This window comes from Streptomyces sp. NPDC015532 (genome assembly GCF_043078065.1).
Taxonomy (GTDB): domain Bacteria; phylum Actinomycetota; class Actinomycetes; order Streptomycetales; family Streptomycetaceae; genus Streptomyces.
The window spans coordinates 145,758-158,151 of record NZ_JBIBSY010000011.1 but is presented as its reverse complement, the minus strand read 5'-3'; the positions used below and the strand labels follow the sequence as shown (position 1 = coordinate 158,151).

The following is a 12,394-nucleotide window of genomic DNA, read 5'->3' as shown; positions in this document are numbered from 1 at the left end:
AGAGAGCGAGGGGCCCTTTCGGCCGTCCGTCCGACGAAGGAGACCGCGCACATGAGCCGCCGCCGGCAGAACGCCGCCGTCCCGCCCGCCGGGCCCACCACCGCGGCGGGCCACACCAGGGAAGGAGGACGGCGATGACCACCATCCAGTGGGCGCTGCCCGCCGGCCTCGCCGTGGCCGGAATCGGCGCCGCGGCCACCGTCGCCATGGTGTTCGGCAACCGACGCAGAGCCGCCGAGCAGAACGCCACCGCCGAGGAGCGCACCCAGCTCGCCCTCCAGCGCCGCAACGCCTGGCAGCGCCGCCTCGCCGTGATCGCGCTCGGCGTCGGCTGCCTGATGATGTTCGTCCTCGCCGGCATCGCCGCCTGGCTTTCCTTCGGGGCGCAGCGCGAGTACGCCCACGCCCACAACGGCGGCGACTGGGACGCCGCGACAGGGTTCGCGCTGCTCCTGGACGCCGGCGCCCTCAGCCTCAGCCTGATCCGCTTCTTCGAGGCTCTGACCCTGCGCTCCAGCGCGATCACGCGGATCCTGCTGCTCGGGTTCGTCTCCGCGTCAGCGGCGATGAACCTCCTCCACGCCCCCGAGGCGGGCGCCGGCTCCGCCTTCCTCGCGATGGTCCCCCCGCTGGTGTACGCGGTGCTGCTCGAGATGCTGCTCTTCAAGATCGAGCAAGTGATCATGGGTCGGCAGAAGCGCCGCAAGGCCGACCGCGACCGCAACTACAGCCTGCTGCTGTGGCTGCCCTGGCCGATCGGCGCGCCGGTGAAGATGTGGAAGGCGTGGCGGTCCGAGCTCCTGGCGACCGTCGACAACGTCCGCGTGATCGGCTCCCAGCGCCCCCGCCCGTCGGCGGCTGCGCCCGCCACGGCCGAGGTGACCGTGGAGCGGGCCGAGACTGCCGCGCCCCCGGCCGTCACCACGGTGCCCATGAACGCCCTGACCGCCGGTCCCGTGCAGCCTGCCGCCCAGAAGGCCGAGGAGCCTGCGCCCACAGTGGCCGCGCCGGCACCGCCGGCGGCCGCGGCCATCGAACCCGGCGCCGTACCGCACGAACCCGCACCGGCGGCACCGGCGACCGCGGCCCCGGCGCCCGCCGCAGTGCCTGAGCCGCGCCCGGCCCCCGAGCCGGCGGCAGCTCCTACAGCGGCAGCAACCGAACCGGAGCCGGAGCCCGAGCCGGTGGCGGAGCCTGCAGCTGCGGCCATGACCGAACCGGAGCCGGAGCCCGAGGGCATGGGTTCTGCGCCGGAATCCGGCGACCTCGCCGCGAAGCGTGCGCCCGAAGGCCAGCCGGGCGAGGCTGAGCCGGGGTCGCGGGAGGGCGCGGCAGACCCTGTCGAGGCTTCCAAGGTGGGCGAGCCCGCGAAGCAGGCTGACGAGGACGAGCTGCTGCCTGGTGACGAGACTGCCGACCTGGACCAGGACGAGCCGGACCCGGAGCACGACACCCCGCCGGACGAGGACGCAGAGGAGGATGCACGAGAGCGGGTGAGTATCGAGATCGACCTGTCGGTGCTGCCGCCGAACCTGTCCCAGCGGCAGCGGGCCGAGCGCATCTATGTCGCTCACCAGGCCGCGGGTGTGGCTTTGACACAAGCCGACTTGGGCAAGTGGGCCGGCTACAAGAACCCGAACTCGGGCGGCAACGAGTACCGCCGACTGGAGAGGACGCACGGACCCATCCTGGTCCGCGAGGGTGCCACCCACGTCGACCTGAATTGGTCCAGCCACCAGCAGCAGGCTGACTCCAGTCACGCAGTGGCGGCCTGACCCCTGCGGTTACGACCTCCCCGGCCGGTGGTCCTGGCCGGGGAGATTGCTGTGTCGGACCGTGCGGGTAACCTCAGGGCGACACCAGACCGGGGACAGAGGGGGCGGCCGGTGAGCAGCCACTGGCATCGGGCCATCGCCGAGTTGAGCGCCCAGGGTGACGCCGCCCGAGCAGCCGCCCAGCGCGTGGACGACGCTCCGAGCACAGAGCGGACGACCGCCGTCGCGATCTCCTATGCGGCCGAGACCGACTATCTCCGCAGCGCGGGCATGCTGCTGCGTGCCCACCTGAGCGACCGGCGGCCGCCCCGGCGGCTACCGGTCGCCCGCATCTGGCCGTACTTCCGCGATGCGTGGAAGGCCCGGACGGTGGACCGGCTCGGCGGAGTGTGGCGGGCCATTCCCCGGGACGGCGCTCTGGAGAAGATGCGCAGCGCCCCGACCGATCCTCTCCTCACCGCGGTCGTCGAGCAGGCCGAGGCCCTGCAGGCCAGCCTCCATGGCGAGCGGCAGGTGGACCGGCTGTACGAGTCGTTCATTCCCGAGCGGACGGGCCGTTCAGTCGCCGATCTGGTCGGCGGTGGTGGCCGGTCGGCGCCCACGCTTCCCGGCTTCCCCGACCCGGGACACCCGCTCAACCGTGCCTTCCCCCGAGGCAGCGGAATGCGCATCCAGCCCGGCCGTGAGGCTGAGTTCACGCGGCTGTCGAGCGACCGGTTCGCGGTGCTCACCAGAGCCGTTGCCTTCGGGGACGCAGTCCTTGCCCTCCTTGTCGAGCACCGGGCCGGAGGCGTCGCACCGCAGCCGGGGCGGCTGCGCGGGGCCGGGCGTTGGGTGGGCCGTGAGCAGCAGTTGGTGCCCCACCGGGTGAAGTGGCCGGCCAAGCTCAGCGTCTTTCAGGCTGCGACGCTGGCCGGGCTCGGCTGGCTGGTGCTCGCATGCACCGGGCTTCCGCTCACCTTCGGGCAACGAGCCGACCTCGGGACTTACTTCACCCTGTTGTTCGTGGCGGCCAGCCTCATCGCCTGCACCGGGACCGGATTGATCGTCCGGCACGGGCCGAAGCTGATTGCCGCACCCGGCCCCCGGGCTGTGGTGCCCGGACTTGTCGCCGGCTTGATGGCATTCGTGGTGTGGCAGGGGCAAGGGCCCGTGGCCGAGTACTACTTCGCCGGGCCGTACGACCGGTATGACCGGCAGTACGCGAACAGCTGCCTCGCGGCTTCCCCCTACCGGCACGACGCGGTCCAGGCCACGACGGAGGCCGGCGTGCTCGTCGTCACCCCCATCAGCGGAGAGACGACGCTGCGCCTGGGGCCGGCCCAGGACGGCGGAACCCACCCGCTCCGGCCGCTGGACCAGGCGACCCGGAAGGTCCTCGACCGGTACGGGTGCTGAGGCCGGACATTGTCTGTGTCCCCGGGGCGAGAACTCGGGGCCGGAATCACCCGAAGGTCGATGCGGCCCCTGCGATCCCGGGACCGTAGCGGCGACGTGCCCTGTCGAGGGCAGCCTCAAGGCGGAGAAGTTTCTCGTCGCGATCGTCGAGCGTGAGCTGGTGGACGGCGTACTCGGCGGGGCGAAGGCGTTCCGCCCGTAGGGCGAGCGCGCGGACCCGGGCGCGTTGGAGCCCGAGGCCGGCGAGGAGGTCGCGGGCGGCGGCGGCCAGGGCGGGGGTGTGGGCAGTCGGCTCGGTGAGGCTGCTGGTGCGGGTGGTCTGGGTGCGGTCGGCGTAGGTGACGGTGAGCGTGAGGGCCTGGGTGATCTCGCCGGCCGTGCGCAGCCGGGCGCCGAGCTCCTGGACCAGGCCGAGGACCGTGCGGTGGTGCCGGTCAGGATCGAGCTCGTCGCCGTCGAACCGGTGTCCGGCGCTCATCGTCTTGGGGGCGGCGCCCGGGACGACGGGGCGCTCGTCGCGGCCGTGGGCGAAGTCGTGGGCTTGCCGGGCCGGTCCTGTGCCGAGGATTCGCTGCAGCGTGGTGAGCGGGGTGTCGGCGATGTCGCCGACGGTGGTGATGCCGTAGCGGGCGAGGGTGCGGGCCGTCTTGGGGCCGATGCCGGGCAGGGCGGCGGTCGGCTTCGGGCGGAGGAACGCAGCGATCTCGTACGGGTCGTCGACGACCACCGTGGCGGCGCCGGGCGGGGTGGCGTCCGCGGCCATCGCCGCGATACCGCGCGTGGGACCGGCGCCGGCCGAGCTCTGGACGCCATGGAGCGCGAGCAGGCGTAGGCGGAGCACGGCGATGAGGCCTTCGACATCGCGGTCCCAGAAGGTGAGGGCGCCGGTGAGGTCGACGTAGGCGGACCAGTCGGCGGGCAGCGGCTCGATGCGGGGGCTGATGCCGTTCATCACGGTGAGCAGGTGTCCGTACAGCTCGTCGTTGCGCTCCACGGGATGGAAGTGGATCCGCAGAATCGCGCGCGGCCGCGGGTTCCTGGCAGGGGTCATCCGGCGCTCCCTTGGCTCTTGTGCCCGAAGCGGGTGAGGTCGGCTGATCGGCTTCCGGCGGGCTGAAGATCGCTCCAGGGGTGCATGAGGGCGCCCGTAGTGCCGATGGGGATCGTCCGCGACGGGCTGGCCTGGGCGGGGGTGGGCGCGGGGGCCTGGCCCAGGAGGTCAAGGACGGCTTGCGGCCCGTGGGTGGCGCGGGCGGCGGCGAGCTCGTCGAGGTCCCAGGCCATCTCGCCCACCACGGTGCGCCGGGGTCCGCGGGCTTCGACGGTGCCGCGGACGAGGAGCAGGCCGTGGTGGAAGATCGTGTGCGCGCACCGTTCGTGGGAGTCCTCGAAGAAGGCGAGGTCGACGAGTCCGGAGCCGTCTTCGAGGGTGACGAAGATGATGCGCTTCCCGGACGCGATCGGCGGAGTCTGGGTGGAGGCTCGGACGCCGGCGACAAGGACGCGCTGTCCGGGATGCATGGCGCGCAGGTGCTTGGCGTCGGTGGCGCCGATCTCGCGCAGCAGCCGGTGGTGGTCCTCCATCAGGTGCCGGGAGACGTCGATCTTCAGGACGCCGAGCTCCGCGTCCAGCCGCTCGCGGGCGGTCATCTCCCGCAGCCCGGACGGGCCGGCGGCGTCGAGGGGGGTGTCCAGCTGGAGCTGGCCGACGCCTGGCCGGCTGCGGGTCTGGCGGTGGAGTTCGGTCGCCTGCAGCAGCAGGTCCCGCCGCGACGCCTCCCCCTTGAGCGGGTCGAGGGCGCCGATGCGGATGAGTCGCTCGACCGTCGGGAGCTTGGGGTGAGCACGGGCGTAGAGGTCCTGCAGGGAGGTGAAGGGCTGGCCCTCGGCGATTCTCGTGACCTCGTCGTCCGAGATGCCGTGCACCGAGGCGAAAGAGATCCGCACGCCCCAGCCGGATGCGGTCTGCTCGACCGTGTACTGCGGCTGTGAACGGTTGATGTCGACGGGCAGGACGGGAACGTCATGGCGGCGGGCGTCAGCGACGATCACCCGGGCCGGCCACATGCCCGGGTCGTGCTCCAGCAGCCCCGCGTAGAGCGCGGCGGGGTGATGGGCCTTGAGCCACGCGGACTGCAGCGCCGGTACGGCGAACGCCACCGCGTGGGCCCGGCAAAATCCGTATGCCCCGAACGACGAGACGATCTCCCAGACGTTGTCCAGCACGGTCGGGCTGTAGCCGCGGGCCCCGCCGAGCTGCCGGAACCAAGCCTCGACCCTCGCCAGGCGCTGCTCGTCGCTGAGGGCGCGGCGGGCTACTTCGGCCAGCGCGCGGTCGCAGCCGGTCATGACCGCCAGGATGTCGATTATTTGTTCGTGCCAGATCGTCACGCCGTACGTGTCGCGCAGGACCGGTTCCAGGTCGGGGTGCGGGTAGACGGGTGCGGCGCCGTGGCGGGCGGCGATGAAGAGGGCGGGCATGCCGCCCTGGACGGGGCCCGGGCGGAACAGGGAGATGTCCGCGATCACGTCCTGCGGGCCGCGGGGCTGGAGCCGGCCGACGAGATCTTGCTGGCCGGGCGACTCGAGCTGGAACATCCCGACCGTGTCGGAGTTCTGGATGAGCGCGAAAGCGAACCGGTCGTCGAGCGGGACGTGGTCGGCGTTGTCGAGGTCGATCGCCCGGCCGGTCGTGCGGCGGATTTCCTTCACCGCGTGGGCCATGGCGGACTGCATCCGGACCCCCAGGACATCGAGCTTAAGCAGGCCCATGTCCTCGACGTCCTCTTTGTCTGCCTGGAGCATCGGGTACTCGCCGCCCGGCGTGGGCTGCACCGGCAGCCGGTCCAGGAGGCTGATGTTGGAGAGGATCACCCCGCACGGGTGCATGGCGATTCCGCGCGGCAGGGCGTCCAGTCCTTCGGCGAGCTCCCACAGCGGCCCGAACTGCTCCGCCTCAGCAGCGAGTTGCCGCAGCTCGGGGAGCTCCGTGAGGGCCGAGCGGATGTCGCAGGCGCGGATGTGCGGGAAGGACTTCGCGATCCGGTCCACGGTGGCCGGCGCCAGCCCGAGCGCGAGGCCGGCATCCCGGAGGGCGTGCCGGGCTCGGTAGGTCTCGGGCATGCCCGTGACCGCGACCCTCTGCCGTCCGAAGCGGTCGATGATCCGGTCGTAGACCTCCAGGCGCCGCGCGGACTCGACGTCGACGTCGATGTCCGGCAGCGACGTCCGCCGCTCACTGAGGAAGCGTTCGAAGAGCAGCCGGTGCTCCAGCGGGTTCGCGGTGGCGACGAAGAGCGAATGGTTGACCATGGAGCCGGCGCCGGAGCCGCGGGCAGCGACCCGGATGCCCATGTCCCGCACATCGGCGACGACTTGGGCCACGGCAAGGAAGTACGGCTCGAAGTGCAGGCGGCCGATGATGCCGAGCTCGTAGTCGAGCTGGTCCATCGCGCGCTGGTCACGGTCGAGGCCGCGGGCGACCATGCCGCTCTCGCACCGCTGCCGCAGCAGCCGCATGGCCCCGTCAGGCCCCGGCTCGGCGCCGACCACGGAGGGCTCGGGGAAGTGCGGCACCCCGAGCCCCAGATCCCGGGCCGGGTCGACGTCGCACGCGTCCGCGACCAGGGCGGTGTCGGCGATCAGCCGCTCGGCGCGCCGCCGGTCCGCCCCGGCGGCGGCCGCCACCCGCCCGGCGATCTCGGTCATCGCGGGCCCGTCCTTGAGCCAGCGCTCACCGCAGTCCAGGCGCCGCCGGTCGATGGGCCTCAGCTGCCGGGCCGCGTCCAGCACGTCCGCGATCCGGTGCTGGTCCTGGTCGGCGTAGCGGACGGCGTTGGTCAGAACGGCCGGAATGGCAAGGCGGTCGGCGAGCGTCAGGGTGTGCGCGGCGAGGCGGACAGAGCCCGGGCCGGTGCCGGACAGGCCCCAGCACACGATCTCCAGCCGCAGTCCGTCGCCGGTGATCTGCCGCCAGGGGGCGAGGAGTCGTTCGGCGACGTCCGGGCGGCCGGCGGCGAGGGCGCGCAGGGGCTCCGATGCGGGACCGAGCAGCACCGTCAGGCCATCGCCCACGTGCTGGGCGAGCATCTCCCACGACGCTGTCGGCGGCTTGCCCGCGGGGAAGGCTTCAGCGTGCGCGCAGGACACCATCCGGCACAGCCGCCCCCATCCGCTCGCATCCCGGGCCAGGAACGTGGCCCGGAAGGAAGCCTCCGCAACATGGGCGCCGCCGCGTACTGGGGCCCGGTGGCGTACCTCGGCCGGTGGGACATGGGCGGCGACGCCGAGGTCGACGCCGAATACAGGCTTCACTCCGGCGGCCGCGGCGGCCTTCGCGAAGCGCACGGTGCCGGTGACCATGTCGCGGTCGGTCAACGCCACCGTCCCGATCTCGCGTTCGGCGGCTCGGGCGATGATGTCGCGCGGGTGTGAGGCGCCGTAGCGGGCCGAAAACCCACTGCTGACGTGTAGGTGTGGGACGCCTCCTCGCATGACACCCTCCGCCCAGATACCCCCAAACCAGTACCAACCGATCCAGCCACTCTTGACTGTATCGAACATTAATTCGAACATGCGAGTTCCGGACATCATTGTTCGGCCATCCAGGGTCGCGAGGGATGTGTACAGAGGGGGCAGGACCGCATGTCTGAGTACGTGACGCCCGAGATCTGAGTAGCCGATCGGCTGTGCGGCGCCGGCCGCCCACCTTGGATGGGGGCATGAACGCCTCCGCACCCGTTTCCGCTCGCCTTGTGCAGTCTCCGGCCCCGAGGGAGCGCACACGACTGTGGGCCGCCCTGGCCGCACTCCTGTTCGTGCCGGCAGCTGTGGTGACCGGGATCCTGACGCTGGCCTCGGAGCAGGCCTCCCGGTGCGTGACCTACGGCGAGCAGTGCACCCCCGGCCTGCCCAGCTGGGTGTTCGAGGGGAGTGCGGGCGTCGGAACGGTGGCGCTGCTTGTCGCACTGGCCGCGCCGGCCGTACGGATGCGGCAGGCGGCGCTCACCGTCCAGGTGCTCGCCGAGGGCACCGCGCTGCTGGTCATCCTCAGCCACGCCTGAGCCAGCAGCAGGCGCATCCGGCCGTATCGGCACCGAGACCCGGCCGCCGGCCGAAGGGCGGGCGTGGGGCGGATCGCGTAGGAGTGGAGGGTGCACCTCTCGCCGCCCGTCGAGCCCATGCTGGCCCGCTCCGTGACCGCGCTGCCCCGCGCCGGATCAAGGCCGCCGCTGTTCGAACAGAAGGCGGACGGTTACCGAGCCCTCGTCTTCGCCCGCCCGACGCCCTACATCCAGTCCCGGCGTGGCGCGGACCTCGGGCTAGCGTTCCCGGAGATCGTCCGGGCCGCGGCCGCCCTGGGTGTCGAGGCGGTCCTGGACGCGGAGCTGGTGGTGTGGAGCGAGCACGGGCTCGATTTCTCCGCCCTTCAGCGGCGAGCCCGCCGCCGGGGAGCCACCGCGGAGCACGCCGCCCGCCAGGAACCCGCCCACTTGATCGTCTTCGACCTCCTGGAAGTCGCCGGAACCGTCCTCCTTAACGAACCCCTTCACCGGCGCAGGGCTGCGCTCGAGGACCTCTTCACCTCGCGCCGGCTGGCCGCCCCCTGGGCCCTGTGCCCGCAGACCTCAGACCGGGAGACCGCGTTGTCCTGGCTGGACCCGGCCTGGGGCACAGTGGGCGTCGAGGGCGTCATGATCAAGGACCCGGGCTCCCGGTACCGGCCCGGAGAGCGCGGGTGGCAGAAGCTACGGACGCGCACGACGGCGGAGGGGATCATCGGAGCGGTCACCGGAACCGTCCACGCTCCGAAGAGCCTCCTGTTCGGCCGTCTCGACCCCACCGGCCGGCTCCAGCTGATCGCCCGCTCCACACCGCTGTCCCGGCCCGCGTCAGCCGAACTGGGCGTCGCACTGCGCCCCGCCGGGCAGGAGCACCCCTGGCACGGCCGTCGCTTCTCCGCCGGGTGGGGCGCCTCCGAGCCGCTCATCTTCCAGACCGTCGTACCCGACCTCGTCGCCGAGATCGATGTCGATACCGCTGTGGACCTGGGAACGTACCGGCACCCCGTGCGCTTCCTGCGAATTCGTGACGACATGACCTCGGGGGAGGTCTAGGTTCCGGGTGCTTCGCCAGCCTGCGCGGCCTGATGGCGCGGGCACGTCACCGGGACATGCCCGCGCATAGGCGGTGCCTCACTCCACGAGGCCCCGTTCGGGGCCCTGGCGCGCTGCGGGTCAGAACAGGACGGGCCGGGGCTGGTGGAAGTAGCCCGTCTGCTGGGCTGCGGCGATGGCTGCGGCGGCCGGGCTGTCTTCGCCGGCCGGGATGTGCGGATAGACGCAGTCGACAAGGTCGTACGACTGCGCGTCGCCGCATCCGGAGCCGACCACCGCGCAGACCGGCGAACTGTCTCCGCCGGCCTCGGTCCACACGCCGGGCCAGTCGGGATGCTGCTCGGTCACATGCGCGGCGCAGTGCCGGCACTGGACCTTCTGTTCCTTGCCGGTCGGCCGCCTGGCGGGCCGTGCCTGGGTCGCGTCGACGACGTGCGGCACCCTCTGCGGCGAGTCCATTCCGGTAAGGAGCGAGCGTTCGCAGGACGGCCCGAACTCGTTCTCCACGCTGACCCACACGTCCGGCCAGTGCGGGTGCCGGTTGGTGACCGGCATACCGCAGCCGGCGCAGCTGTGCGCGTCCAGACCTTGTGCCTGGAACAGGGTGAAGATCTCTGCCGGCAGAGGGTCGCAGAGGCCGCCGGGTCCATCAGCGAGCGGTGGGAGGGCGAACAGCGGCAGGTCCTTCTCCGCGAGCCGTACGTCCTCCCAGGTCTCCAGCCCGGCCACGGGCACACTCTGTGTCCAGCCGACGCGGGGCACGCTGGTGGTCGACGGCCGCTGTACGACCTCAAGGTCGGGGCGGCGCAGCCCTGGGGGCACGTACTCGGACAGGGCCAGGCGCAGCTGCTCAACGGCCTGGTCCCGGTCCTCGGCGCTAAGCCAGGACGTCTTCACCAGCTCCCGTAGGTAGCCCCGCGGGTACAGCGTCACCTCGTACCGCCAGCCGTCCTCGCCCCGGCGCAAGCCCCGCTCGTACTCACCGGAGTCGTCGAACGCGAAGCACGACAGCAGACCGCCGGCTTCCTCCGCCGCTGCGAGCGCCTCGGCGACCGTCGCGAAGGAGTCGGTGAAGTCACCCCACGGCGTGCTCATCGGCTCGTAGTCGTCCATGGAGGTCAGACATGGCATCTGCGCCGCCAGCGCGTTGAAGACGGCGGTGTTCCGCGATGCTGCGGCCGTGCGCTGCTTCGCCTGCTTGGCCGCCCGCTTCTGCTGCGCCCTTTTCCCCATCATGCCTGCCTGTGTCGAAGAGGTGGATCTCTCGCCGGTTCAACTGCATGGCGGGCTGTTCGTCACGTAACGCGGGAAAAGAGTGCCTGTGTGGCCGTGTCGAGGTGGTGGATGGGTGCGGTCTTGCACGCGGCCGCACCCATCGGTATGGGTGTTTCAGTTGGTACGCGGCGGGGTCATCCGGGCGTGCAGCAGGGTGCTGCGGGTGAGTTCGCTGCCCTGCCTGTGGTCCTCGTTGAGGAGTGCGGTCAGGCCCTTGGGCGCCTTCCAGTGCTCGCGGAGGTTGAGGGTGGCGCCGAGGTCGTCCAGGAGCGCGTCGATGACCATCGCGGCTTCGCTGGGACGGTCGCCCCCTCCGTTGCCCCACCACAGGTGCTCGGAGGGTGTGCATGGGGCGGGGTGAACGTGGTCGTCGCTCGTCAGGACCCACACCGTGTGGTGCAGCACGACCGAGGTGAGTTCCGCGCCGCCGGCCGGAAGGGACAGCGGGGCGTAGAAGCGCCACACCGGCCTCCCTCCGTCGTCGGGGGTACGCAGGACGGGCATGTCGGTGAGCGGGTCGATGAAGAACGCGTCCGCCTTCTTGCCCTGGGCGAGGACGACGTGGGCGGCGGTCGGATCGCACATGGTGAGCCGGCGGGTCCACCGGTCGCTGATAGTGCCGGTGCTCACCGGCACCTCGGCGAGCGCGCCGAACGGCAGCAGGGCCGGCTCGCGGCCGACGGCGACTTCGAGGGCCGCGACGGCTTCCGGGTGATTGCTCAGGGCGAGCTTGCTCCAGCCGGCCTTGAGGATCTGGCGCTCGCCCCCGACGGGCAGGGGGTGGTGGCTGCGGTCGGGTACGGCGGCGATGGCAACGGGATTGCGGGTTTCGCCGTATCCCTCCTTGCCGAAGATCTCGTTGTCGTGCGTGGTGTGGTCGATGCGCTCGTTACGGATGTCGTTGGCCATGTCCGTCGCGGCCAGGTGTGAGGTGACGTCGAAGGCGTCATTGCGCGCTGCGCGGCGCAAGATCTTCTCGTTGGCGTTGGGCGGCACCTCCACGACGGCCGCCGGAGCGCCGGGCTGCCACTCACGGATCAGCTGGGGCAGGCGCAGCAGGTGAGGCCACCAGGGCAGATCCTGCCCGGCGAGTGCGGCGACGTCGCCCCAGTCGGCTTCGTACTCGATGCCCGGGTGCGCGGTGTCGGAGGCGACCAGGGACGGCCCGCGGAAACTCATGTCCCCGTACAGGGCGCAGACGGTCACCACACTGTCCGGGTTGCCGGAGGCGGCAAGGGCGGAGGCGACGTCGGTGGCGACCCTTCGATCGTCGCAGTGCACGACGCGGATCGTGCCCACGGCGGTGTGCCAGTCGAGCGCCGGCCCGCGCACGGTGTCCTGGAATCCGGCCCACCGGCCGGCCGGCAGGTCCTGCTCCCGCGGGCGCAGCAGGACGGCGCCGCGGTGGGCGAACTCGGGGGTGTCCGCCGCCCATCGGTAGACCTGGGTGCCGTCCCAGACCTCCTCGGGCTCCTTCTTCTCGCCGAACCCCGCGAACGGGTTGTACGGCGGCTCGGTCGGCTGTGGGAAGTCGTCGTACTTGCGTGCCAGGCGCCACAGCCCGAAGGAGTTGATGCCCAGAATCTGCTGGACCTCCGCCCTGGACAGATAGCTGTCACTCACGCCCATACCGCTGCTCCTCACCGTCCCCAGAGCCGAGTTGGCCCAGGCCAGATCATGGAGCGGACCGGGCAAGCAGCACGCCAGAGCCGCTCTTCCTGCCCTGTTTCCCACCCGCATTGGCCGAGAAGGTGCTGTTGCCGCCGCAGATCAGGGCGTGACGGACTGCAAAGCCCGTACAGGTCACGGCACTCGGGAGGGTGAGCAACC

The 12,394-nt window shown here is 71.7% G+C and carries 8 protein-coding genes; 4 read left to right on the top strand and 4 right to left on the bottom strand.

The features are described 5' to 3' along the window. The first annotated feature begins 134 nt into the window (after positions 1-134). Positions 135-1,775, top strand: coding sequence for a DUF2637 domain-containing protein (locus ACF07B_RS28925; RefSeq protein WP_392181112.1), 1,641 nt, complete (start codon positions 135-137; stop codon positions 1,773-1,775). Positions 1,776-1,886: 111 nt separating this feature from the next. Continuing rightward, the gene (locus tag ACF07B_RS28920) at positions 1,887-3,173 is read left to right on the top strand and encodes a hypothetical protein (RefSeq protein ID WP_392181111.1); all 1,287 of its coding nucleotides are present in this window, start codon (positions 1,887-1,889) and stop codon (positions 3,171-3,173) included. A 46-nt stretch (positions 3,174-3,219) separates the two neighbouring features. Here ACF07B_RS28920 and ACF07B_RS28915 read toward each other — a convergent pair whose 3' ends face one another. Together ACF07B_RS28915 and ACF07B_RS28910 are read right to left on the bottom strand one after the other, a co-directional pair. Beyond that, positions 3,220-4,224, bottom strand: a complete 1,005-nt coding sequence (locus ACF07B_RS28915) for a helix-hairpin-helix domain-containing protein (protein WP_392181110.1) — start codon at positions 4,222-4,224, stop codon at positions 3,220-3,222. Beyond that, positions 4,221-7,667, bottom strand: a complete 3,447-nt coding sequence (locus tag ACF07B_RS28910) for a DNA polymerase III subunit alpha (protein ID WP_392181109.1) — start codon at positions 7,665-7,667, stop codon at positions 4,221-4,223. The genes ACF07B_RS28915 and ACF07B_RS28910 overlap by 4 nt, the downstream gene beginning before the upstream one ends. Before the next feature lie 260 nt (positions 7,668-7,927). On the opposite strand from ACF07B_RS28910, the gene ACF07B_RS28905 reads away from it, so the two are divergent. Next, positions 7,928-8,236 carry a hypothetical protein gene (locus ACF07B_RS28905; RefSeq protein ID WP_212728705.1) on the top strand — a complete coding sequence of 103 codons (309 nt, stop codon included), beginning with the start codon at positions 7,928-7,930 and terminating at the stop codon, positions 8,234-8,236. 90 nt (positions 8,237-8,326) lie between these two features. Further along, positions 8,327-9,289 carry an ATP-dependent DNA ligase gene (locus ACF07B_RS28900; RefSeq protein WP_392181108.1) on the top strand — a complete coding sequence of 321 codons (963 nt, stop codon included), beginning with the start codon at positions 8,327-8,329 and terminating at the stop codon, positions 9,287-9,289. A gap of 120 nt (positions 9,290-9,409) precedes the next feature. Here ACF07B_RS28900 and ACF07B_RS28895 read toward each other — a convergent pair whose 3' ends face one another. Next, a complete protein-coding gene (locus ACF07B_RS28895) occupies positions 9,410-10,525 on the bottom strand; it encodes a hypothetical protein (protein ID WP_392181107.1) in 1,116 nt (371 codons plus the stop codon). Between the two features lie 153 nt (positions 10,526-10,678). Then, the gene (locus tag ACF07B_RS28890) at positions 10,679-12,193 is read right to left on the bottom strand and encodes a hypothetical protein (protein WP_392181106.1); all 1,515 of its coding nucleotides are present in this window, start codon (positions 12,191-12,193) and stop codon (positions 10,679-10,681) included. Positions 12,194-12,394 lie beyond the last annotated feature (201 nt).

Coding starts and splice junctions, on each gene's coding strand:
- ACF07B_RS28925 (WP_392181112.1), top strand. CDS start 135: ATGACCACCATCCAGTGGGCGCTGCCCGCCGGCCTCGCCGTGGCCGGA.
- ACF07B_RS28915 (WP_392181110.1), bottom strand. CDS start 4,224: ATGACCCCTGCCAGGAACCCGCGGCCGCGCGCGATTCTGCGGATCCAC.
- ACF07B_RS28910 (WP_392181109.1), bottom strand. CDS start 7,667: ATGCGAGGAGGCGTCCCACACCTACACGTCAGCAGTGGGTTTTCGGCC.
- ACF07B_RS28895 (WP_392181107.1), bottom strand. CDS start 10,525: ATGATGGGGAAAAGGGCGCAGCAGAAGCGGGCGGCCAAGCAGGCGAAG.
- ACF07B_RS28890 (WP_392181106.1), bottom strand. CDS start 12,193: ATGGGCGTGAGTGACAGCTATCTGTCCAGGGCGGAGGTCCAGCAGATT.